Raw genomic sequence first — 24656 nt, forward strand, 5'->3', positions numbered from 1 at the left:
AGTTACATTTTTCTTTATTTATCCATGATAGGATAGTAGAAAAATCTAATCAAAAATAAGAAAAACTTTTTCAGTTTAACCACAAATAACACAAATGCTTTCTACAAATAAACACGAATAAAAACACCAACACACATAGTTTGTCATTCAAAACGAAGCGAAGCGTAGTGTGGAATCTCAACAGAGTGTTGAGCTTATTTAAACACAAATAGCACAAATGTTTTTCACAAATGAGCACAAATAAAAATATAAACACACAAAGTTTGTCATTCAGAACGGAGAGAAGCGTAGTGTGGAATCTCAACAGAGTATTGAGCATATTTAAACACAAATATCACAAATGTTTTTCACGAATAAGCACAAATAAAAACACAAACATCTGCGTAATCTCCGAAATCCGCGAGAGCTTATTTAAACACGAATCGCACAAATGTTTTTCACAAATGAACACAAATAAAAAAAGAATAAAAATCTGTGTAAATCCGTGAAATCTGTGGGATAGAAAAAGCATCCCATAAGGATGCTTATATCATATTATAAATAAAATCTCAATTATTTCTCCCAAACTAAAGCACTTGCCCCAAGAATAGCAGCATCCGCCTCATCAAGTTCACTGAAAACCAGTTTTACTTTATTCCTGAAAATAGAAAGAAGGTTTCTTTCCATATGAAGTTTAGCAGGCTTTAAGATAAAGTCTCCCGCCTTGATAACACCTCCAAATAGAAGTATTGCTTCCGGAGAAGAAAACATTACAAAATTAGCTAAAGCTTCTCCTAATTTCTGTCCGGTATATCTGAATACTTCAATAGCTATAGGATCTCCTTTTAAAGCACATTCGTGCACTGTTTTAGAATTAATTGCCTCTTCAGGATATTGATTTAACATAGACTCTGGAAATTCTGCTCTCATTTTTTTAGCGGTGATCGCAATTCCTGTTGCAGATGCGTATGCTTCTAAACTTCCTTCTGAACCTGTACTCCAGTGTTTTCTTCCACCAGGTTTTACAATAGTATGTCCAAGCTCTCCAGCAAACCCATCGTGTCCGTAAATTAATTTTCCACTGGCTACGATACCACTTCCTACACCTGTTCCCAGAGTAATCATAATGAAATCTTTCATACCACGTGCCGCACCGAAAAGCATTTCTCCATAAGCTGCAGCATTGGCATCATTGGTGATCGTGCATGGCATATTGAATTTGGCTGTCATTAGCTCCGCAAAGGGAACAACTCCTTTCCATGGTAAATTAGGGGCTTGTTCTATAGTTCCAGTATAATAGTTTCCATTAGGCGCACCTACTCCAATTCCATCGAAGTTGATTTCATTGCCATATTTTTCAATTAAAGGATGAACTTTCCCATATAAAGCATCGATAAAATCTTCTACCTTCTCATATTCGTCCGTTCTCAGGTTTCCTTTTTCAAGGACCTCACCTCTATGATTAACCACTCCAAACTTTGTATTGGTTCCTCCAATATCAATTCCTAGGGCAACATGTTTTGATAAATCTATTAATGACATTTCTATTCTTATAATTCTAAAGGGTTAAAATTATAAAAAAGATTGTATTAATGAATTATTAACGAAGAATTTATTAAAAAAAGTTTTTAAGCTGTTTTGGGTGTTTTCTTTTTTCTTCTTCCCCACCAAACCAGGAATCCAGTTACTGGTAATGAGGCACATATGAGACTCACAATAAAGGCAATGATCTTTGTTGGAAGTCCTAAAATAGATCCTACATGGATATCATAATTGGCTCCAACCGTTTTTTCTCCAAAATTTTTGTCTTTAGGATCGTGAGTATGAAGAAGTTCACCAGAATTTTCATCAAAGATTAAGCTGCTGCTTTTGTGATAAGAATAAGAAAGGTGCTTTACATAGACTTCAAAATTCGGATGTTCGTGATCATCCATATGTTCATGCCCAAGATCGATGGCAAAACCAAAAGAATCAGGATATTTTGCTTTAACAGTATTGCTGATCTTATCTAAAGTGCCTTCTGCTCTTTGTTCTATAGGAGCTTTTGTTTTGATGCTCGAGAAGTCCGGATAAACGGTATTTCCACCTGAGAATATAACATAAATAGCGGCCTGTACTACAAAGAATGCATAAAATAATCCTGTAATAGAAAATATTAAAGCAAAAATAGAAGCATAGAAACCAAGTATATTATGAAGATCGTAGTTCTTTCTTTTCCAGCTTTTGATATTTTTCCATTTAAAAGAAAAGCGCTGTTTTCTTGCAGCCTTATTTTTAGGCCACCATAAGATAATTCCTGTGATCAGCATGATGACGAAAATAATAACAGGAATACCTACTACATAAGTTCCCCAGTCTTGTTTTAGAAGATAGCTCCAGTGGATCATCTTTACAATCTGGAAGAATCCATTTTTCTCATCATACGTTCTTAGAACTTTTCCGGTATAAGGGTTTACATAGGCTGCTTTGTAGACAGGAAATTCATCAAAATAATTCCATGCATTATTGTTATGCTCATACCAGTAGAAGATATATGACATCTTTTTATCGATAGGAATATTCACCCAATGCACAGGATATTTCTCCTTTACCTCTTCTGTGACAGATCTTTCCAGAACTCTGATTGGTAATATCTGTTTTTGATCAATATTTTGCTCATTGTGGTAGATAACATCTTTTCGGGTAATGTTTTCAATTTCATCTTTAAAAACATATAGTGCTCCTGTGATGGAGATAATGAAAATTAAAAATCCAATCCCCAGCCCGAACCACAAATGCAGTTTGGCTGACCATTTTTTAAAGAATCCCGGCTTTTTCTTATGATGTTTTTTCTTCATATCGTAACAGAACGTCTGGCAAAGATAACGCTTAACTTTTATTTAGTTTAATTAAAATTTATATTCAATCATGAAAGTTCCTCTCATCCCTAAAGAATTGATGAACTCACTGTCTCGTGCAGACCACCACGCAATGGAAGGCTGGTATAATTTATTAAACAGGTTTTCAATTCCTAAAGAAACTTTCCAGTTGTTGCTGACTTCGTAGCTTGATCTGAAGTTGAAAACAGTATATTCAGCGACTTTTCCTTCTCCATAAGCATACTGTCCGGTCTTTGCATTAGGTTCAAATCTATCCTGAGCAAAAGAATGCAGCATATCCACACCTAATGATAAAGTTCTAGTTGGTCTTACCTGAACATAAGCTAAAACTTTTGGGGCTGAAATACGGCTGTTATTAATTTTCACTGAATAATCTCCGTCATTTTTTATAGAAGTAATTCCTTCCATCCAACTGTAACTTCCTCCGAAATTGATCCATTTTGCAGGCGTAAAATGTAAAAATCCTTCTACACCATATACAATCTCAGGAGACCGTTGAATAGTTAAGGCACGATCTGGACTTTGAACAAATGATGCCCCAAGTTTTGAGGTACTTACATATGATGTAATCTCATAATTGATCCATTTTGAAATCTGTCCTGTTGCCCCGAATTCATAATTGTTGACGATGATAGGCTTTGTTTCAAGGTTTTGTATGGTTCCTTGTGTTGAAGTCCTTAAAATCCTTCCCAGTTCATTAATAGAGTAGGCTTGTGAGAAGCTTCCGAATAAATTCAGATAATTCTCAATATTATAACGTACTCCGATATTTCCTACGAAGGCATTGTATTTTAATGTTCCTCCGGTTACGAAAATACTTTGTGTGAACGTTCCATCACTTTTGATGGATGATAATGTATTGAAGTCTCCGGCTTTTACTTTTATATTTTCGTATCGAACTCCTCCTTTGATGGTTAGCTTTTTAAGTAAATCAATTTTAATTAAAGCAAAAGGAGCAATATTGGTCATGTCCATATCTGGAGTCCAATAACGACCATCTTCCAGCTTCTGAACAGTTTGGTCATTTAGTACATCCATTCCATAAATAATTTCTGCCTGTGAATTTTGAGCATTCCATAATTGGGTATCCAGATTTACTCTGGCTCCTTTTTTCTTTGAAATAACATTAGATTGACCTCCATTCAGGAAAGTGTCACTATATCCGTATACTGTCCTGAAATCCTGATAATAAAGGTTTACATTTAATGATGTTCCGTTGAAAAGATTTTTGTTATCGTAGCTTAATTTATAGTTGTGGTTTCTTGGAGTTCCCTGTGGAGTCGTTTCCAGATTCTTTCCTCTTCCCTCACCAATGGTGGGAGTAATTCCGTACTTCCCGGTTTTTAAACCTAAATCCAGATCAGATTTTGATGCATAGCCAATATATGAAGCCTCAATTCTTTGATTTTGATTAAGATCATAACCCAATTTAAGCATTCCATTATAATTGTCCATTTTTGCCGTGCTATATGTAGGACTTAGACTTACTCCATCACCGTCTTTCATGTAACCTGTTCTTTCATAAGCTAGAGAGGCTACGTAGTCGAACTTGTTTGTGATCTTTCCAGATAAAAGCTGACTTGCTCTGAAGCCTAACGTCCCGCCGTATGGTTGGCCTGTAATACCAATTTGAGAGACCCCTGATATTTTTTGATCAGATTTACTTCTTTTGGTGATGTAGTTGATGATACCTCCATCTGCACCATTTCCATAAATAGATGAAGCTCCTTTGATCACTTCAATTCTTTCAATAACCGATGGATCGATTGATCTTATATCTCTGGCTCCGTTTCTCAATGGAGTTGATTGTGGAATTCCGTCGATAAGCACTAAAACCTGACGTCCTCTTAATGTTTGTCCAGAATTGGAAGTTTGTCCTGAACTTGTTCCCAAACTTGGAACGGTGTATTGGAGGATACTTGTGATATCTGAATTAACAGTTAATTGAGATTGAACCTGTTTTTCTCCAACAATCGTAATAGAGCTTGGTACCTCTTTGATACTTTCTTTTTTTCTGGAGGCAGTCAGTACTACCTCTTCAACATTCTTGGTTTGTAATGTGTCTTTGACTTGAGCGAAAGCAGCAACTGTTCCCAGACATGCTACCGATAAAAGTACCTTTTTCATTATATTTTTTTCCCTTGTTTCTTTCTTTTTCCCCACCAAACCAAAAAGCCGGTTACGGGTAATGAAGTGCAAATAAGGCCTGCTATAAACCAGATGATTTTACCTGCCAGACCAAAATAAGATCCTGTATGGATATCATAATTGGCATTGGAATATTTTTCAGCAGTATTTAACTTCTGATGAGGTCTGTTTGCTAATAGTTTTCCTGAGTGTTTATCGAATATGAGAACATTTCTGTCACTGAACCTACCGTCTTTTTGGTAAATGGTGACAGGAATATTTTTCAGATCTTTTCCTTTTTTATTTTTTCCATTCAATGGCATTCTGAAGCTTGAAGAAGTCGAATATAATTTTCTTGTTTCGTAGATAGCCAGATCGAAAACAGCCTTATTTTTTTGTAGTAAAGAGTCCGGAGAAGCCAGTTCTTTTTCCTTTGGAAGATTAATGGAACCGGATAGTGCAAAGTTGAAAGCATTTTTTACATAAGGATAGGTAAAGTAAATACCCGTAATGCTCATTAGCAAGGCAATAAATGAGGCGTAGAAACCTAAAACATTGTGAAGGTCATAGTTTTTCCTTTTCCAGGTTTTTACATTTTTCCAGTTGAACCAAAAACGTCCTTTTCTGGCTTTTTTATTTTGAGGCCACCAAAGAATAATTCCGGTAATCAACATGATAATAAAAAGAACGACAGGTATTCCAACAACATAAGGACCCCATTCAGATTTCAGAAGGAGACTCCAGTGAAGTGATTTTAGAATCGGAAAGATGTCATATTTTTCGTTATAGACTCCTAAAATTTCACCGGTGTATTGATTAACATATACCTGTTTATTAATAAGAATTCCTTGAAAATAATTCCATTCCTCCTTACTTTTTTTATAATATAAGAAGCTATAAGACTTGCTTTTGTCTAATGGAATTTCAACTGAGTTGATGGGATACTTTTCATTAAGTTCCAATGTTATTTTTTCACGAAGAAGCTCAACAGATAATGGCTGATCTTTTATAGTTTCTTTTTTGATTTCAATTGCATCTTTTCGAAGTACATTTTGAATCTCATCTTTAAAAACATACAAAGTCCCAGATAAAGAAACAATAAATACAATAAGACCTACAGATAAACCAAACCACAAATGTAATTTGGAAGACCATTTCTTTGTAGCAGATGGTTTCTTTTTATGATGATGTTTTTTATGCATAGTAAAAAGTTAGCCGAGCAGTCGGCTAACTTTTGTTTTATTTAGAATTTGTATCCTATTGATAGTCTGAAGTTTCTTGGAGCATCTGCTTGGTAATAGTAGTAATTTCCGTAAGGAGAACCTGAGTACAAGTATCTGTTAAATACATTGAATACATTTATTCCTACTCTAAACTTGGTGTTTTCCCAAGAAGCACCCGCGTCAAACTTTACATAATCTCCCATTTGTAAAGAGTTGGTAGCTCCCCAATCCCAGCTGCTTCTGCCTGCTAGGTATGTACCCCCAAAACTTAATCCAAAACCTTCTAATATGCCATTAGTAAATGTATAATTTAACCAACCATTTGCTGTGTGTTTTGCATATCCTGGAACTTTATCTCCTTTTTTTGCTTTTGCTGTAGTTTCAGTGAATTTATTTTCTGTAAAGGCATAATTAAAGATCGCATTGAACCCTTTTACAATTTCACCTTTAAGATCAAACTCTACCCCTTGCACTCTTGTCTTTCCAAGAAGAATTGAATATCTTCCGTTTGGATTATTTGTTTGGTCAGGATCTCCTGTAATCTCATTATTTTTGTTGATGTTATATAATGATAAAGTAGTATTCCATTTTCCCGCGAACCAGTCTTTTTTAACACCAACTTCTATATTACTACCAGTTAATGGAGTAGCGGTTGTTCCGTCTCTAAATAGACCAGCCTGTGGTACGAAAGTCTGATCATACAAAGCATAAGCTGCTAAGCTTTCATTTACTGAATAACTTAATCCAATACGAGGAGTAATTCTGTTAGCTTCAGATTTGGTTCCATAGTTTATCTCTTTTACATTAGTGTAACGTGCAGCAAGAGTAAGTCTTAGAGCATCATTGAAGAACCCTAATTCATCCTGTAAATACAAACCTGTATAATTTTGATCTATGGTACTTCCAGCACCTGCTCTTGTTGAAAGAGGAGTACTTTTATTAAAGGCTTTGTAATTCTCCGTATTATTAGGTCCGGAATACCCATTTATTCCATTGATATCATAATTACTAGTATTGGTATTGTACCAATAGTTATGGTCAGCAACTGTATTGGTAGCAGAGGCATCTCCATTAGCATTAAACTTATCTAAGTTATATCCCTGAGACCAGTCTGCCATATATTTTTTACTTCCTAAATCAAGACCAGCTAGAATTTTGTGAGAAACAGATCCTGTTTTTACATAACCATTTAAGAAAACCTGTCCAAATTTCATCGTGTTATCAGCTTCCCAATAGTTTACACGACGGATCATGTAGCCATTTTCGAAATTACTTGGCCAAATGTCACTACCCATAGTATACTCATTTACATAAGTTAGCTGAGAAGTTAATTTCCAGTTATTATTGAACTTATGCTGTAAGTTGATATTAACAGTATTATTATCTACTTTAGTCGGGTCAATGCTTGGATCGGTAACGGTGTATCCAACAGGCTTCGCTCTATAACCTTCAAAAGAGAAGACATAAGCAGAACCTACTTCAGACATTTTTGCTTTTTGATAGATATACTCTGCAGTTAAAGTCGTTTTATCAGAAAGATTAACTTTTAATGAAGGGTTGATAATGTATCTGTCATTAAACTCATAGTCTCTGAAACTGTTTTTATTCTGAGCCATTAAGTTTAATCTGAAAGCAACTTTATCAGTAATCTTAGTATCAATATCGGTTTCTCCTCTGTACATATTAAAGCTTCCAAGAGTTACTCTTGCAGATCCGTTTAATGACTGTCCGGTTGGCTTTTTGGTTACGATGTTGTAAATACCACTTGGTTCACCGTTTGACATCAGGAACCCTGATGGTCCTTTGATGAACTCGATGTGATCGACAAAGCTCATATCCTCACTAAGAGGTCCCCAGTTAGAAGTAACATTTACTCCGTTCATGAAAGCGGCTGCTCTTGAACCTCTCATGTTAACTCTTGTATACATATCACCCCAGTGCTCCAATCTTTGTGCTCCGGCAACGTTTCTTAGAACTCCATCACTTAAAGTCGTTACTTGTTGATCTTCTAAAGCTCTATTCGTAATAATAGAAATGTTTTGAGGAATTTTAATAAGCGCTTCATCTAAACGCATCGAAGAAGAACCTTCTTTTTCTACATATTTTTTGTAGTATTTTCCGCTCACTACAACTTCTTCAATATCATTTGATTTGATCGTATCTTTTTTTTCCTGAGCGAATGCCATCATTGATGATAGTAAAGCAACTCCTATTATTACCTTTTTCATTGTTTATATTATCCTTATGTGTGTTGAATTATTTAATTAGAATTTATAAGTCACGCTTCCTAAAGCATTAAGTAATCTTTGTGGGTTAGCAGTAGTATAGCCGATCCAGTAATGTTGATTCGTAAAGTTGTCTACTTTCACACCTATTCTGAATTTCTTAGTGTCATAAAATGCATTAGCATTTAATACGATGTAAGAAGGTAGAGTGAATACGTTGTTTGTTCCTACCCCTGTTTCAGGGTTAATGTCCAGCATATTTACTACCTTATTTTCACTCGCATAATTTCCACCAATCCCGAAACCTAAACCTTTAAGTTTCCCATCTAAAAATTGGTAGCTGGCATATAAATTTGCTAAATAAGGAGACCCAGAAGTATTTGGTCTTCTATTGAGAACAGAAGCATCTGCTTGTGTGAAAGTTGAATCATTATAAGTGAAACCTGCAATCGCTGTAAAGCCTTTTACTAAATAAGCATTGATTTCAAGTTCTACCCCTTTGCTTACAATAGTACCATCTTGTGTTTGTGCACGTGAATTACCATCTCGTGGTGTGCTTCTTAAAACATCTTTTACTTTTATGTTATAATAACTTAATGTGGACGAAATTTTTCCATTGAATAAACTGGTTTTAATACCACCTTCCATTTGATTAGCTTGTTCAGGAACCGGAATAGCTGTTAAACCTTCATTATTGGTATAATAATCAAGATTTTTAAAGCTATTTTGGTAATTTCCAAAGAATGAAACCTTATCTTTTATTACTTCGTATACAATTCCAAGCTTTGGAGAGAAAAAGGTTTGATTTAGTTTTTCTCCAGTTTGTAAAGTTTGAGAATCCACAACTCCTGGTTTATTGGAAAAATGGTCAACTCTTAAAGCCATTAAAACACTTAAGTTATCTGTAACATTTAATACATTGGAAAGATATACAGCATAATTATTTTGTATGCTTTTTATCAAGTAAGGAGTTTCATTTCCTGCCATTGCATCATATTGTGCTTGTAGTGCAGTACCATTGAAATTAGTATAATCAAATCCAGGCTGATGTAGTGGAACAGGTACAGAGACTCCATTCACTTTATCGAACCCATTTACATCATAAAAATTCTGATCATTGTTGATTCTTAAATAATCAAACCCTAAAACCACACGGTTTCTTAAATTTCCAATACGGAAATCACCATTAAAGTTTTGTTGGAAATTAATCGCTTTCTTTCTACTGTCTCTCGTAGATTGATCACTTCTGTACATTTTTGTAGGATCATCCCCCATAAAATATAAATAAGGCATAAATCCATCGGAGTAACTGGAAGATGTACTGATATTCGTTGATGATTTGATTGTGTTGGATATTTTATAATTCACCTGTCCGAAAAAGTTGATGCTTCTTCCTGTGTTGTTAAGGTCTTTTCCTAGATAAGAGTTTTTGTAATCCAGATTAAGATCTTTGACATTGTTCACTTTTTTTAAGTAATCTCCGGAATAAAAGAAGAAGGTCTGGTCACTCATACTTTTCATATTGAACAATTCCATCTCGAAATTAATATTCAATCGATCTGTTGGGTTATAAGTAAGACTTGGTGCTACAGCAAAATTTCTTCTGTAACCTTCAGTTTGGAAAGTTCCTTCGTTGGTATAGGCAGAATTTAATCTGAATAATAATTTTTTATCTTTTGTAAGGGGAGTGTTGATGTCCACTGAAGCTCTGTAAGTGTCATAATTACCTCCAGATAAGCTCACGTTCCCACCAAATGTATCAAATGGCTTTTTAGTTACCCTGTTGATAACACCACCATAGCTTGTCAATAGACTTCCGAATAGTGTTCCTGATGGACCTTTAAGTACTTCTACTTTTTCAAGGTTAACAGCATCTATAGTTCCGGTAATTGATCCCAGCACACCATTTCTTAAAGAGTTTGAAGCAACAAATCCTCTAAGATTTACATAAGCACCTCCATCACCAGCTCTTCCATTTGCCGTCCACATGGTTTGTAATCCTGGGATATTTCGAAATGCTGCATCAACAGTATAAATAACCTGATTTTCTAAAATTGCTTTGTCAATACTTGAATATACCTGAGGGTTTTCGATGGCCTTTAAAGACATTTTATTAGAGTAATCACTATCTTTCTTGATGTAAGTATTCATAATAACTTCATCAATCTTTTTTACTTTAGTAGAATCTTTCTCTTGTGCAAAAGTCAACATAGAACCTAACATTGAAACACCAATCAGTACTTTATTCATGAGCGCAAATTTTTTGCAAATATATTGTTTTTAATTATTCTAAATAAATTAGCACCTTGATATTTATCATGTAAAAGCTATTTAGAAAATAATAAAAGCCACTTCAGTATTACTGAAATGGCTTTTATTGCAATGCTGATTATTATTTACTAGATGGTTCCTTTTATGAAAGAAATTAAAATTTGTAGGTTACGCTTCCTATAACATTAGCTAAGGGTTGTGCATTCGATGTTGTAAAGCCATTCCAGTAATGTTCATTTGTGAAATTATCCACTTTTACTCCTATTCTGAACTTTTTCGTGTCATAGAATGCGTTAGCATTTAAGACTAAATATTTTGGAAGGATAAAGGTTCCCATACTCGTAGAATTTACGATTTTATTGTCGCTAGCATAATTTCCTCCTACACCAAAGCCCAGACCTTTTAAATTACCATCCAGGAATTGGTAACTGGCATTAAAGTTTACTAACCAGGGAGAGGATGCTGTAGCAGGTCTTCTTCCAATGACCGTATTATCGGCGTCAGTGTATTTCATGTCGTTATAGCTTACCCCGGCGATTACCGAGAACCCTTTAACCAAATAAGCATTAGCTTCAAGTTCTACACCCTGACTTGTTAATGACCCGGCCTGGTTTTGTACCGCCTGTCCTGTTCCGGTCATCTCGCCAGTATTCAGAAGCGTGTTTTTTACTTTAATGTTGTAATAGCTTAAAGTAGTGGTAACTTTTCCTTTTATGAGGTTCGTCTTAAATCCTCCTTCAAATTGATTAGCTCTTTCAGGAGTAGCCAGATTAACATTTCCTGTTTTATCTGAAGTATAATATCCGTTTACAGTGAAACTGTTTTGATAATTTCCAAATACCGACACCTTATCCTGAACAATTTGATAAACAATCCCAAATTTCGGTGACCATGCAGCCTGACTATAAGCTGCTGTCTTGTTTGGTCCAACTTGACCACCTTTATAATTCACAGATTCATATCTTAGAGAAGTCAGGATATTTAGGCCAGCTATTGGTGTAATAACATTGGAAATATATCCACTGTAGATATCTTTTTTACCCGTACTCACATATGTGTTATTTTTTTCAAAATTCGGCATGCTTTGTAAATTAGAATACATTGCTCCCAATGTTTGTCCATTCATGTTAGAGTAGTCAGCACCATTAAAAGGAACCCAATCGAAGTTAGTGAACATAAAATATTGATTGTCATTCGATCTCATGTAATCAAAACCTGCCACAGTTCTGTTTCTTACACTTCCTATGTTAAAGTCAAAATTGAAATTTTGCTGAACTTGAAAATAGGTCCTTTTACTATCTTTAGTCGATTGGTCTGCCCTAACCACTCCTAATTCTGTGTCATTTGGATTTTGAGTTACAAATGCTTTGGGGGCAAAATAGAAATAGGGATTAAAGCCATTAGAAAAAGAATAGGCTGTGCTTACATTTGTAGATGATTTAATATGTTCATTGATTTTATAGTTAACCTGTCCGAAGAAGTTTCTTGCTTTACCAATAGTTTTAAGTCCATCACCTGCATAAGTTTGCTTATAATTATAACCAAATTTTTCAAGTTGGTTCATATTGTCTGCACCTAGTTTTTCGCTTGGAACGTAAAAGAAGAATGCTGTTTCAGGATAAGCATTTGTTTCAAACATTTCCAATTCAGCATTAATCTCTAAATTATCAGTTGGGCGATATGTAAGGGAAGGAGTAAATGCATAAAAAGAATTCTTGGCGTTTGTTCTCTGAAAAGTTCCCTGATTTGTGTAAGCAGTGTTTAATCTGAATAATAATTTTTTATCATTTGTGAGTGGTGCATTTACATCAGCCTGTACTCTATAATAATTATAGCTTCCTCCAGCCAGAGAAACAGCTCCTGCAAATTCTTCAAATGGTTTTTTAGTGACTCTGTTTACGACCCCTCCATATGACGTAACATTACTACCAAAAAGTGTAGCAGAAGGGCCTTTCAGTACTTCTATTCTCTCTACATTGATAGCATCCATTGAAGTGGTAATTGGAGCAACCATCCCGTTTCTAATTGAGTTTCCTGCTACAAAACCTCTTAGGTTCAGATAGACCCCTCCATCTCCAGCTCTGTTAGTAGCACTCCACATTTTTTGTGCTCCTGCTACATTTCTAAAGGCATCGTCAACAGTAAATAATAGCTGGTTTTCCAATATTCCTTTATCAATTGAAGAATATACCTGTGGGTCCTCTATAGCTTTTAATGGCATTTTATTGGAATATTCGCTATCTTTTTTGATATAAGTGTTAATAATTACTTCATCAATACTTTTGGTTTTAGTATTTACGGTATCTTTTTGCTGAGCTAGAACAACTATGCTTGAAAGTATAGATGCAGTTAGTATTATCTTTTTCATTGATAAAATTATTTATAATAGTGTTTAATAATCAGAAATAAAGGGATTAACAAAGAAATCCATCCTAAAAAATTCCATATGCCATCGCCAAGAAGAGCTGAAACAAGTCCAAATATTGTTAATATAAAAAGGAATAGAGGCATTCCCCACAGTTTTAGAAATGTATTTTTCATGATAAGGCTTTTTTGGATAAAGGTTTCCATTGTCTTTCTGCTTTTCTTCTTGCAATCCATAAGTACAAGCCAGTAATCAGTACAAGGATGGTAAATACATCAAAAACAGTCCAAATAATTTTTAATACCATACCTCCATAATTTCCAAAGTGTAAAGGCTCTGATAGGAAAAGAGTATTCACATACCAAGGCATATCTCGGGTGTCAGTGACTTTTCCATTTTTAGCATCGATTAATACAGGTTTTAGAAGTTTAGCCGTAAGTTCTGTGTTTCCACGCATAAAAACAGCATAATGGTGCTTACTGGTAAAAGGTGTTCCAGGGAAGGCTATTACCGAAACTTTCATATCTTTTATGGTATTTTCAGCTGATTTCTTTGCTTCTTCCAATGAGCTGAAGTTTCCTGTAAGAGGTTTTTGATTTTTATAGGGAGCGGTCATTTCAGCTAATTGCCCTTGCTGCCATAATCCTAGAATAACATCTGATAATGTATTGATAATTCCTGTAAAACCGACAACAACCATCCATGCCGTAATGGCAATACCCAGTAAGTTGTGAGTATCAAGCCATTTTAATCTTTTGGATTTATTTTTACGTACCATCCCAAAATCAAATTTTTTCATAATTGGACCGTACAAAACAATACCTGAGATAATTGATATCATAAATAGGATTCCCATTAATCCAAGAAACAGCTTTCCGGGAATTCCTAAAAACATATCCGTGTGGAGCTTAAGAATTATACCCATTAAACCATCAGTTTTTGGAGCTCCCAGTACTTCGCCAGTGTATTCATTTAAAACCAGGTACTTACTTTTTTCGTAGGGAGCATCAGGTTTATCTACGACGTCGAAAAGCACTTTGTTCTTGTCGTTTTCGTCCCAAAAAGCATATCTAACCTTTTCACCGGGATATTTAGATTCAGCTATTTTTGCAAGATGGTCAAGGTCTAATTTTTGCTGATCTCTTGCAATTACCTCTTTTTGATCTTCTAGAAGGTGTTCAATTTCTTCATGAAAAATTAATGGTAGCCCTGTTAAGCAGAGATACAGTAAAAAAATGGTACAAATCAGGCTGGTCCATTTATGCCAATTAAACCAACGTTTGGCTGTTTTTAGTTCCATGAAAACAAAGAGTAGATTTTTTGCAAATATATTGTTTTTAATTGTTCTAAATAAAATATTCAATTGATCTTTATCACATTATAATATGTACCGAATAACCAAAAAGCCGCATCAAGTACTCTTGATGCGGCTTTTATATGATGTTAATTCTTTCTTATGCTGGAATCTCTCCTTTGTATAAGAATGAAATAATTTCTTTGTTCATTTTATCTACCATTTCACTGAACAGGTGGAAAGACTCTTGCTTATAAATAACAAGCGGATCTTTTTGTTCGTAAACAGCTCCCTGTGAAGATCTTCTCAGATCATCCATTTCACGTAAGTGAAGTTTCCAGTTCTCATCGATGATTGATAAAGTAATATTCTTTTCGAAATCGTTGATCAATGTGTCACACTGACTTTCATAAGCTTCTTTAAGATCAGTAACGATGGTAAGAGTTTTATGTCCATCAGAAAAAGGAACCTGAATCATTTTGAACATCGATCCCTGGTTTTGATACACATTCTCAATGATTGGGAATGATTTCTCTTTCAGTAGATTCAATTTCATTTGATAATCCTCCTGAGCTGCTTTGAAAAGGATATTGGTAAGATCCTGAACAGATTTATTACCAAAGTCACTCTCAGAAACAGGAGATCCCATTGTGAAATGTTTAATTACTTCAAATTCGAAATCTTTAAAGTTTCCGTTCGCTTTACCTCTTGCAGCAATAGAATTAGAAACATCGAAGATCATATTCGTGATATCATACTTCAGGTGATCTCCGAATAGAGCGTTCTTTCTTCTTTTATAGATTACATCACGCTGCTTATTCATTACGTCATCATACTCAAGAAGTCTCTTTCTGATTCCGAAGTTATTTTCCTCTACTTTTTTCTGTGCTCTCTCAATAGACTTACTGATCATAGAGTGTTGAATAACTTCTCCTTCTTTATGACCCATTCTGTCCATCATTTTAGCGATTCTTTCAGAACCGAATAGACGCATAAGATTATCTTCAAGAGATACATAGAACTGTGAACTACCTGGATCTCCCTGACGTCCTGCTCTACCTCTTAACTGTCTGTCAACACGTCTTGAATCATGTCTTTCTGTACCGATAATTGCTAAACCTCCTGCTTCTTTTACATCTTTAGAAAGTTTAATATCCGTACCACGGCCTGCCATGTTGGTTGCAATAGTTACCACTCCTGGCTGTCCTGCTCCGGCAACAATTTCAGCTTCCTTCTTGTGAAGTTTAGCATTCAATACCTGGTGTTGGATTTTTCTTAATTGAAGTGCCTTTGAAAGTAATTGAGAAATTTCAACTGAAGTTGTACCTACAAGAACAGGTCTTTTAGCTGCAGTTAATTTTTCAATTTCCTCGATTACGGCATTATATTTTTCTCTGTTAGTTTTGAAAACTAAATCTTGTCTGTCATGTCTTAAAATAGGACGGTTTGTGGGAATTACCACAACATCTAATTTGTAGATTTCCCAAAGCTCACCCGCTTCCGTTTCAGCAGTACCCGTCATCCCCGCAAGTTTGTTGTACATACGGAAGTAGTTCTGAAGCGTTACTGTTGCAAAAGTTTGAGTTGCAGCTTCAATTTTTACGTTCTCTTTAGCTTCAATAGCTTGGTGAAGACCGTCTGAATAACGACGTCCCTCCATAATACGTCCTGTCTGCTCATCAACGATTTTCACTTCACCATCAATTACTACATATTCATCATCTTTTTCAAATAATGTATATGCTTTCAATAGCTGGCTCATCGTGTGAACTCGCTCAGATTTTTCAGCGAAATCAGAGAATAATCTTTCTTTAGCTTCAAATTCTTCTTCTTTAGATAAATTTTTAGCTTCTAATTCTGCAATTTCAGTTCCGATATCGGGAAGAACGAAGAAGTTGGCATCAGAGTTTCCTTGAGACATGTATTCTACACCCTTATCCGTTAAGTCAACCTGATTGTTTTTTTCCTCAATTACAAAGTATAGATCTTTATCTACAATTGGCATATCGCGGTTGTTATCCTGCATATACTGACCTTCAACTTTTTGAAGCAATGCTCTGTTTCCGCTTTCTGATAAAAATTTGATTAATTGTCTGTTTTTTGGAAGACCTCTGTAAGCCTGAAGTAATTTGAATCCTCCTTCTTTTGTATTTCCGGCAGCAATTAATTTTTTAGCTTCGTTAAAAATAACTGAAACTGTTTTTTTTTGAACTTCTACAATTCTGTCAATAGAAGGTTTTAGAACATCAAATTCCTGTCTGTCTCCCTGAGGAACCGGACCTGAAATGATCAATGGTGTTCTTGCATCATCTACTAATACAGAGTCAACCTCATCCACGATTGCGAAATTCAATTCTCTTTGTACAAGCTCTGAAGGTGAAGTTACCATGTTGTCTCTCAGATAATCGAAACCAAACTCGTTATTAGTTCCATAGGTAATGTCTGAGTTATATGCTTTTCTTCTTCCGTCCGAGTTAGGCTGATGGTTATCGATACAATCAATAGTCATCCCATGGAATTGATACAATGGTCCCATCCATGCGGAGTCCCTTTTTGCAAGGTAGTCATTTACTGTAACCACGTGTACTCCTCTTTCAGGAAGTGCATTTAAGTAAATAGGTAATGTTCCTACTAAAGTTTTACCTTCACCGGTTGCCATTTCGGCAATCTTACCACTGTGAAGAATAACCCCTCCAATAAACTGAACATCATAATGAACCATGTCCCAAACGACAGGAGTTCCGGCTGCATCCCAGGAGTTTTTCCAAACTGCTGTATCTCCTTGTATTTCTACAAAATCTTTAGCCGCTGCTAATTCTCTATCCATTGGTGTAGCAGTTACTCGGATCTCTCCATTCTCTGCCCATCTTCTTGCGGTTTCCTTTATTAATGCAAAGGCTTCAGGAAGAACCTGAGCAAGAACTTTTTCTTCAATTTCGTATGATTCTTTTTTAAGAGACTCAATTTTGGTGAAAAGAGCTTCCTTTTCATCAACGTTTGTTGAGTTTTTTATCTGCTCTTTAATCTGTTCTATCTGTGTGGTAATGCTGCTGGTTGCTGATTTGATTTTTTCTTTAAACTCAGCAGTTTTTTCTCTTAAACCATCATCAGATAGTTGCTGAATACCAGATTCAACAGATTTGATTTTTGTTACAACTTTTTTTACTTCTTTTAGGTCCTGCGCTTTCTTGTCTCCCAAAAACCCCTTAAGAACTTTATTTAAAAAACTCATAAAAATTTTGATTTAGGCTCAAAACTTAAGCCTTGAGCATTTAATTATTACACCTTACCGGTGTTTATGGTATATCTAAAAAAGCTTTAAACGTAGAGCTTAAAGCTTTTGTGATTTTAGTATTCGTCTTCGTTCCAAAGATAATCCTCATCCGTTGGATAGTCGCTCCAGATCTCATCTATAGCATCATAGATCTCTCCTTCATCCTCAATCGCCTGAAGATTTTCTACGACCTCCATAGGTGCACCAGTTCTGATTGCATAATCAATAAGCTCAGCTTTTGTCATTGGCCAAGGTGCGTCACTTAAATACGAAGCTAATTCTAATGTCCAGTACATAATTTTCTATTTTTTTTGCAAAAGTATAAAAATAGCTTATATAATAAACTTTTTTATACTTGATTTTCAATTCTTTTTGTTAACTTTTGTTCATAGCGTGCAGTAATTCTTGTAAAAAACGACTGCCAGCAAATCATTTGTTGTCATTTTCTCAAAAACCATTCCATAAATTTTTTTATGCCATTTTGGAAGTCTGTGGCTGGTTTGTAGCCAATTAAAGTCCGTGCTTTTGTAATGTCTGCATTGGTCTTTTCTACGTCTCCGGGCTGCATAGGCAGCATTTTCTTTTGAGCTGTTTTCCCTAGTGCCACCTCGATGGCAGAAAGCATGTCCGATAAACAAATCACTTCACTTTCTCCCAGATTGATAATCTCGTATACCACAGAATTATTTTCTAAGTAAACTATTGACTTCATGATTCCATCCACGATGTCATCAATGTAAGTATAGTCTCTTGCTGTATTTCCATCCCCATAGTAAGGGATTTCTTTATCTTCAGAAATTAATTTAGTAAACTTATGTATGGCTAAGTCAGGTCTCTGTCTGGGGCCGTAAACGGTAAAAAACCTGAGTTGAATCATATCAATGCCATATAAGTGGTGGTAGACATGGCCAAGGATCTCTCCGCATTTTTTCGTTGCTGCATACGGGGAAATAGGATGGTCTACACTGTCTGTTTCTGCGAAGGGGATTTTTGTGTTGTTTCCATAAACACTTGAAGAAGAAGCACAAATGAATTTTTTAATGTTGAATGCATTACAAAGTTCCCAAAGATTCATTGTTCCTCTAACATTTACTTCCTCATATTCCAATGGTCTTTCGATGGAAGGACGTACTCCTGCCAGGGCAGCAAGGTGAATTACCATATCTATTTTATGGCTCTTAAATATCTCTTCAAGTTTATTTTTGTGCCTGATATCTTCGTAATACAGGGTGTAATTTTCTGATTTTGTGTCTGAAATTAACTTATTAATGTCATCTTCTTTATCAGAAAAATCAAAACTTGAATCTTTGCTTAAGGATTCTAATGTATTTTTAATTTTTATCTGATAATTATAGAAGTCATCAAAGTTGTCTACGTTTATGACAGATTGTCCATTTTTCAATAGGTATTCTATTAAATGAGAACCTATAAATCCACTCCCTCCAGTTATAAGATATGTCATTCGCGTTTTTTTATTAGCACAAAAATATAAAATTTACTTCTTGAAAATATAATCATTAAATTTACTTAAAAAAGTAATATAAAGATAATATGCAGTTTCAAGGACAAATTTTAAAAATGACAAGCTATGATGCCCAACCCATTCAGTACTATCTTAATCTTTCAGGAGATTTGATTCATATGAATGAATTGTTTGGAAAGGAGCTTACTATCAAACATACCGGATTTCAATGTGTAAACTGCGGAGAAAATAAACCAATCTACAGGATGGGATTCTGCAAAAACTGTTTTTTTGAAAGTCCTTACGCAAGTGATACCATTATTCGTCCGGAACTTTCTACGGCTCACCTGGGAGTTGCAGAACGGGATTTAGAGATAGAGAAATCAATCCAGCTTCAGCCTCACACTGTATATCTTGCTTATACAGGAGATGTGAAAGTAGGGGTAACCAGAAATACACAGATTCCAACAAGATGGATCGATCAGGGAGCAACCTTTGCTTTACCTATTGCGAGAACAGAAAATCGTTACGAGGCTGGAATGATTGAAGTTGCGCTAAAAGATCACTTACCAGATAAAACCAATTGGAAAAAAATGTTGCAGGATGATTTTGAAGGTGAAATGGACCTTGCAGATTTTCAGCAAAAAATAAAACAATACTTTCCGGAAGATTTCCAGAAATTCTACAGTGAAGGAGAAGAGCTTTGGAGATTTGATTATCCTTTTGATACACCTGAAAAAGTGAGTTCTTTCACATTAGATAAAAAACCGGAATTTACTGGGAAATTAACAGGGATTAAAGGGCAGTATCTGGGATTTGAAGGAGGAAACTTTATCAATGTAAGGGGACATGAGGGATATGTGATCGAGCTAAATGTAAAAAATTAATATTATATTTAAATATAATTAGTCCAAATCACAAATATGAAAAAATGGGTTAAAAAGTCATTAATCGGTCTCGGAGTTTTAGCAATTATTTTTTTGCTGGCTAACTTTGGATTAAATATCTGGCTCAAGACCCAGCTTCCGAAATATATTAAAAACAATACGGATTATAAAGTTTCTTATAAAGTGTTGGATGTAGACCTGGGAAGTGGAAATATTTTAGCAACTGGAATTACAGTAAATAGCAAAAATCCACAAAACACTAATGTTATAGGTCTTCAAGGAACAATAGATACTTTGAAGATCAGTCGATTGGGGATTTATGATGCTGTATTTAATAAGACTATAAGTTCTAAAGATTTGTTGCTGGCAAATCCTAATCTGAATATTACATTAGCAAAACCTATTGATAAAAAGGCCGGAAAAAAAGTGAATCCTGTCCTGTTTGAAAACATCAGGATCAATAGTGGTAACATTAATATTTTTAAATATAATAAACAAAAATTTTTAGGGGTAAAGCAGTTCAACTTATTTGTTGAGAATCTTCAAATGACAGAAGAGTCAGTAGAAGATAAATTACCCATTGTATTTGATAAATATGATATTAAAGGCAAAGATTTTTTCTTTCGCCCTGATGCTGTTTATGCTTTGACAATCAGAAAAATAAATACGGCAAACGGGAAGATGCTCATTGAAGATTTTAAACTCATCCCCTTGTTAAGTTTTGATCAGTTTAAAAAGTTCTACCCTGGAAAAAACAAACTCTTCAAGTTTGATATCCAGAAAATGGAATTTAAAGATGTTGTTGTAAAGAAGAATAACATCTCTCTAGCCAACGCGAATTTTCAAAACCCATTACTGACTGTTTATACGACAGGAGCTGTCGTAAAGAAGGCTGATAAACCAATGAGCTTTGAATTGAACCTTGAAGATATTAAATTAAGTAATGGAACGATTCAGGTGATCAAGCCGGATGGAAATAACCTTTTATACGGACAAAGTTTAAATCTGAATATTAATAAGTTTGCATTTAATAAAGAATCATCTGAAAATATAATCCCGGTCAACTACAAAGATTTTAATTTTTCTGGGAAGAATATTCATTATACAGACAAGCAAAATATTACTGTTGGAAGCCTGGCGCTGAATCCTAAAAGTGGGGAAATAAGAAATATTGTAGCATTACCAACAGGCTCAAACACATCAATGGATCTTAAGGCTAATCATATTGCTTTTAATATTAATAAATGGGAATTTATTGACAAAAAGCTTAATCTTGATGTCAAAGATGTTCTTGTGGATGGGATACATGGAAAGATTAAAGCCCGTGAAGCTGTACAAAAAAAGAAAAGTGATTTTACAGGAATTCAGTTCCCATTGGTCATAAGGAAGGTGACTGTAAAAAATTCAAATATTATTTATGATAAAGGAGAGCAACCGTTAACTCTTAATGATCTCAATGCTACCATAAATAATATAGAACTTAAGCCAAAAGCAGATCAGTCAGGGCTTGGAGCTATTGTAAAAGATTATCAGCTGACAACGAGAAATTTCGCCTACAAAACAAAGTTCTATAACATGACCGTAGGGTTATTGAAAGTGGGTAAGAATACAGCTCAGGTTAATAATTTTGCAATGAAGCCGCTCGTTTCGAGAGCTCAATTTATTAAAATGATTCCGGTAGAGCGAGACTTGTACGACCTGAAAGCTGGCCAGGTTACAATTAATGGAAGTTGGGACCTATTTTCTAACAATAAGTTCATTAACGCTTCTGATGTGGTCATTCAATCAGCGGATGCTAATATTTTCAGAAGTAAAATTCCCAATGATGATCCGAAAGAAAAGCCTTTGTATTCCAGGCTTCTTCGATCTATAAAAATTCCGATGTATATCAATAATCTTGATTTAAAGAATTCAATTCTGGTATACGAAGAAGATACCCCCGAAAGTTCCGGACCGGGAAAATTGACATTCAGCAATTTTAATATGAATGTTAAAAATCTCAACTCAGCAAAGTTTAAAGGAAAACCAACCCAGGTACAAATAAAAATTGATTGCTCATTTATGAACCTTGCACCATTATCTGTTAATTGGAATTTTAATGTTGCAGATCAGCATGATAATTTTACGATTTCCGGTAAAGCTGTTAATCTTCCGGCACAGGGGATCAATCCTTTCATAAGACCCTATCTTCATATTACTGCAACAGGTACCATTCAGGAGATGCTTTTCAATTTTAAAGGAAATCCGAAGGGATTGGGAGGGACTTTTAATCTTAAACATAAAGACCTTAAAATTGCAATTTTAAATAAGAATAATGAAGAAAAGAAAGGTTTATTAACAGCTGTTGCTAACTTATTTTTAAAATCAGATTCAGGTCAGTTTCCAGACTCTGTAACAGTAGAAAATGTAGAAAGAGATCCGACAAAATCATTTTTCAATTTATTCTGGAAAGGTATTCAGGAGGGCCTAAAGAAAACTTTAATAGGAGTTAATACTGATAAAGCCAAAAAAGCGGTTAAGAAAACAGTTTCTGCTGTTAAAGATGTAAAAGAATCTATTAAAGAAATTAAAGGAACAACACAGGAGGATAAAGTAAGTATTCAAAAGGTTGAAGAAGAAAAGCAGAAAAAAGGATTTCTAAAAGGGATCTTTAAGAAAAAAGAAAAACCCGAAAAAGAATAATTTCGGGTTTATATATATGTATTAAAAATTGAATTCATCACTTTCCTTAACAGGAATATCTCTTAGGAATTCATCAAATTTTTCACCAGGATAATTACTGTCTGCCCCATAAGAATCTATCATCATTCCTATATTTCCTGCAGAATCTTTAAGAACGTAAAGAACAGCGTTGTCATCAGGGTCGCTCTCTCCCTCAAAACGATAGGTTTTTATAATGGTTAAATCTGATGGCTGATAGTTTTTGTCTGAATTTTCGAACTTCATTTCACAGGCTTCATTCATTCTGAACTCTCTTTTTATTCCTCTTTCAGACAGGGTGTTCATTACTTGGCTTAAAGTGCTCATTCTGTCGATATTCTCTGAATTATCCATAGTTATACTTTTCTTTGGTACTACAATAATTAAACCATTATCATTATGGAATTCTTATCTGAATAAAATATTAACAGCAGAAATTTATTTTTTAATGTTAACAAAAATTATAATTAAATAAAATAGAAAAGGTACATTTTTTGCAATAAAGAGATTAATAAATCGAACAGAATATGAAAAAGGAAATTGGAGTTTTATTGGCAGGAGGAGTTGGACTTTTGGCAGTATTAAGTTTCTTAGGAATAAAAAAGATTTTAAATAAAAAAGATAAAAAATACAGTGATTATTATTCAGATTATCACAGACACTTTGATGGAAAGGAGCATGAAGATGAATATCATGGTGTCGAATTTTATGCAATGAAGTAGTAAAACAATATATCTAATTATGTTTTAAGTCCAACACTATCAAAGGTGTTGGATTTTTTTGTGGAAAACTTTAGTGTTAAAACTAATTATTTTTCAATCAAGCCTTTCTAATTTTACATCAGGATGGAGAACGAAAATATCATAAAAGGTCAGGGAGCTCAGCGAAACGTAATTAATCGTTTCGACAAGTATACCTTTGAACCTGAAGATGAAGATTTCGAAACCATGAAAACTTCCTTCACAGAAGTCTTTCCTAAAACAATTGTTAATCAGGTAAAAAGTGAAGATCTCCCCATGGAATATTCTATGAATCCTTATCAGGGATGTGAGCATGGATGTTCCTATTGCTTTGCCAGGCCTACTCATGAATATTGGGGATATAGTGCTGGAATTGATTTTGAACGGAAGATTATGGTGAAAAAGAATGCTCCTCAGTTATTGGAGAAGTTTTTTCAAAAAAAGGGATATAAACCTGAGCCCATTTTGCTTTCCGGAAATACCGATTGTTATCAGCCGGCAGAGAGGCAATTTGAGATCACCCGGCAATTACTGCAAATTTGTCTTGATTACAGACATCCTGTCAATGTATTGACAAAGAATGCGTTGGTGTTAAGAGATTTGGATATATTGAAACCAATGGCCGAACAAAATCTCGTTTCTGTTTCTTTAAGTATTCCAACCATGAATGAGGATTTACGCAGAAAGATGGAGCCAAGAACAAGTTCTTCTAAAAACAAATTAAAAGCAGTTGAAATTTTATCAGAGAATAAAATTCCGGTTCATATTATGGTTGCTCCAGTAATTCCTGGTTTAACCAGTGATGAATCATTAGGGATTTTAAAAGCAATATCAGATGCAGGAGCATTAAGTTTCGGATATACTCTCGTTAGATTGAATGATGCGGTTGAACCTGTATTTGTAAAATGGATTGAAACTCACTTTCCGGACAGGGCTCAAAAAGTGCTGAATCTGATTCGTTCCATGCGTGGCGGAAAATTAGGAGAAAAAAGATATTTTGACAGACAAAGAGGGGAGGGCAATATCGCAGAGATGATTCACAATACTTTTAAAATAGGAAGGAAAAAGTTTTTTGATGAAAAGAGAGGTTTTCCAAAGCTATCTACGCAAAATTTCACTGGAACAAAAGAGCAACAGCTGAGGTTGTTTGATTAGTTCTATAGATTGGGTAATTCTAGAGCTTTGTTTGAATCTTGACAATATAATAGAAAACCCAAACCTAAGAGGAAT

General features: G+C 34.7%; 16 protein-coding genes. 4 read left to right on the plus strand and 12 right to left on the minus strand.

What is annotated here, in order from left to right:
• Window positions 1-552 precede the first annotated feature (552 nt).
• From JHL15_RS03810 to JHL15_RS03860, 11 genes are all read right to left on the minus strand, one after another.
• Window positions 553-1521: an ROK family protein gene (locus JHL15_RS03810; protein WP_200243004.1), complete on the minus strand. Its 969-nt coding sequence runs from the start codon at window positions 1519-1521 to the stop codon at window positions 553-555.
• An 86-nt stretch (window positions 1522-1607) separates the two neighbouring features.
• Window positions 1608-2816, minus strand: a complete 1209-nt coding sequence (locus JHL15_RS03815; protein ID WP_200243007.1) for a PepSY-associated TM helix domain-containing protein — start codon at window positions 2814-2816, stop codon at window positions 1608-1610.
• Between the two features lie 51 nt (window positions 2817-2867).
• Entirely contained in the window at window positions 2868-4985 is a 2118-nt protein-coding gene (locus JHL15_RS03820) for a TonB-dependent receptor (RefSeq protein ID WP_200243010.1), read from the minus strand.
• Window positions 4985-6187 carry a PepSY-associated TM helix domain-containing protein gene (locus JHL15_RS03825; RefSeq protein ID WP_200243013.1) on the minus strand — a complete coding sequence of 401 codons (1203 nt, stop codon included), beginning with the start codon at window positions 6185-6187 and terminating at the stop codon, window positions 4985-4987. Before JHL15_RS03825 ends, JHL15_RS03820 begins: the two co-directional genes overlap by 1 nt.
• 41 nt (window positions 6188-6228) lie before the next feature.
• Entirely contained in the window at window positions 6229-8436 is a 2208-nt protein-coding gene (locus JHL15_RS03830) for a TonB-dependent siderophore receptor (protein WP_200243016.1), read from the minus strand.
• Window positions 8437-8472: 36 nt separating this feature from the next.
• Entirely contained in the window at window positions 8473-10683 is a 2211-nt protein-coding gene (locus JHL15_RS03835) for a TonB-dependent siderophore receptor (protein ID WP_200243019.1), read from the minus strand.
• A 175-nt stretch (window positions 10684-10858) separates the two neighbouring features.
• Window positions 10859-13072 carry a TonB-dependent siderophore receptor gene (locus tag JHL15_RS03840; RefSeq protein ID WP_200243022.1) on the minus strand — a complete coding sequence of 738 codons (2214 nt, stop codon included), beginning with the start codon at window positions 13070-13072 and terminating at the stop codon, window positions 10859-10861.
• Window positions 13073-13241: 169 nt separating this feature from the next.
• Complete coding sequence (locus tag JHL15_RS03845; protein ID WP_200243023.1) at window positions 13242-14369, minus strand: PepSY-associated TM helix domain-containing protein; 1128 nt, start codon at window positions 14367-14369, stop codon at window positions 13242-13244.
• Window positions 14370-14523: 154 nt separating this feature from the next.
• Window positions 14524-17595 (minus strand): preprotein translocase subunit SecA, encoded by a 3072-nt coding sequence (gene secA, locus JHL15_RS03850; RefSeq protein ID WP_200243025.1) that lies wholly within the window; start codon window positions 17593-17595, stop codon window positions 14524-14526.
• A 116-nt stretch (window positions 17596-17711) separates the two neighbouring features.
• On the minus strand, window positions 17712-17933 hold the full coding sequence (locus JHL15_RS03855; protein WP_027382805.1) for a DUF2795 domain-containing protein: 222 nt from the start codon (window positions 17931-17933) through the stop codon (window positions 17712-17714).
• A gap of 143 nt (window positions 17934-18076) precedes the next feature.
• A complete protein-coding gene (locus JHL15_RS03860) occupies window positions 18077-19099 on the minus strand; it encodes a GDP-mannose 4,6-dehydratase (RefSeq protein WP_200243027.1) in 1023 nt (340 codons plus the stop codon).
• Window positions 19100-19188: 89 nt separating this feature from the next.
• On the opposite strand from JHL15_RS03860, the gene JHL15_RS03865 reads away from it, so the two are divergent.
• Window positions 19189-19986 carry a DUF2797 domain-containing protein gene (locus JHL15_RS03865; RefSeq protein ID WP_200243028.1) on the plus strand — a complete coding sequence of 266 codons (798 nt, stop codon included), beginning with the start codon at window positions 19189-19191 and terminating at the stop codon, window positions 19984-19986.
• A gap of 36 nt (window positions 19987-20022) precedes the next feature.
• Window positions 20023-22668, plus strand: coding sequence for a hypothetical protein (locus JHL15_RS03870; protein ID WP_200243029.1), 2646 nt, complete (start codon window positions 20023-20025; stop codon window positions 22666-22668).
• 21 nt (window positions 22669-22689) lie between these two features.
• Here the strand turns inward: JHL15_RS03870 and JHL15_RS03875 are convergent, their stop codons facing one another.
• A complete protein-coding gene (locus JHL15_RS03875; protein WP_200243030.1) occupies window positions 22690-23040 on the minus strand; it encodes a hypothetical protein in 351 nt (116 codons plus the stop codon).
• A 173-nt stretch (window positions 23041-23213) separates the two neighbouring features.
• Here JHL15_RS03875 and JHL15_RS03880 point away from each other — a divergent pair, with 173 nt between their 5' ends.
• Both JHL15_RS03880 and JHL15_RS03885 read left to right on the plus strand, forming a co-directional pair.
• Entirely contained in the window at window positions 23214-23408 is a 195-nt protein-coding gene (locus tag JHL15_RS03880; RefSeq protein WP_200243031.1) for a hypothetical protein, read from the plus strand.
• A gap of 123 nt (window positions 23409-23531) precedes the next feature.
• Window positions 23532-24581: a PA0069 family radical SAM protein gene (locus JHL15_RS03885; RefSeq protein WP_200243033.1), complete on the plus strand. Its 1050-nt coding sequence runs from the start codon at window positions 23532-23534 to the stop codon at window positions 24579-24581.
• Window positions 24582-24656: the final 75 nt, after the last annotated feature.

Source organism: Chryseobacterium paridis (assembly GCF_016595215.1).
GTDB lineage: Bacteria > Bacteroidota > Bacteroidia > Flavobacteriales > Weeksellaceae > Chryseobacterium > Chryseobacterium paridis.

Bases quoted from the DNA above. Each gene is read 5' to 3' on its own strand.
- JHL15_RS03845 (WP_200243023.1), bottom strand. From the start codon at position 14,369: ATGGAACTAAAAACAGCCAAACGTTGGTTTAATTGGCATAAATGGACC.
- JHL15_RS03830 (WP_200243016.1), bottom strand. From the start codon at position 8,436: ATGAAAAAGGTAATAATAGGAGTTGCTTTACTATCATCAATGATGGCA.
- JHL15_RS03840 (WP_200243022.1), bottom strand. From the start codon at position 13,072: ATGAAAAAGATAATACTAACTGCATCTATACTTTCAAGCATAGTTGTT.
- JHL15_RS03875 (WP_200243030.1), bottom strand. From the start codon at position 23,040: ATGGATAATTCAGAGAATATCGACAGAATGAGCACTTTAAGCCAAGTA.
- JHL15_RS03825 (WP_200243013.1), bottom strand. From the start codon at position 6,187: ATGCATAAAAAACATCATCATAAAAAGAAACCATCTGCTACAAAGAAA.
- JHL15_RS03885 (WP_200243033.1), top strand. From the start codon at position 23,532: ATGGAGAACGAAAATATCATAAAAGGTCAGGGAGCTCAGCGAAACGTA.
- JHL15_RS03835 (WP_200243019.1), bottom strand. From the start codon at position 10,683: ATGAATAAAGTACTGATTGGTGTTTCAATGTTAGGTTCTATGTTGACT.
- JHL15_RS03865 (WP_200243028.1), top strand. From the start codon at position 19,189: ATGCAGTTTCAAGGACAAATTTTAAAAATGACAAGCTATGATGCCCAA.
- JHL15_RS03870 (WP_200243029.1), top strand. From the start codon at position 20,023: ATGAAAAAATGGGTTAAAAAGTCATTAATCGGTCTCGGAGTTTTAGCA.
- JHL15_RS03860 (WP_200243027.1), bottom strand. From the start codon at position 19,099: ATGACATATCTTATAACTGGAGGGAGTGGATTTATAGGTTCTCATTTA.
- JHL15_RS03810 (WP_200243004.1), bottom strand. From the start codon at position 1,521: ATGTCATTAATAGATTTATCAAAACATGTTGCCCTAGGAATTGATATT.
- JHL15_RS03820 (WP_200243010.1), bottom strand. From the start codon at position 4,985: ATGAAAAAGGTACTTTTATCGGTAGCATGTCTGGGAACAGTTGCTGCT.
- JHL15_RS03855 (WP_027382805.1), bottom strand. From the start codon at position 17,933: ATGTACTGGACATTAGAATTAGCTTCGTATTTAAGTGACGCACCTTGG.
- JHL15_RS03815 (WP_200243007.1), bottom strand. From the start codon at position 2,816: ATGAAGAAAAAACATCATAAGAAAAAGCCGGGATTCTTTAAAAAATGG.
- JHL15_RS03880 (WP_200243031.1), top strand. From the start codon at position 23,214: ATGAAAAAGGAAATTGGAGTTTTATTGGCAGGAGGAGTTGGACTTTTG.
- secA (WP_200243025.1), bottom strand. From the start codon at position 17,595: ATGAGTTTTTTAAATAAAGTTCTTAAGGGGTTTTTGGGAGACAAGAAA.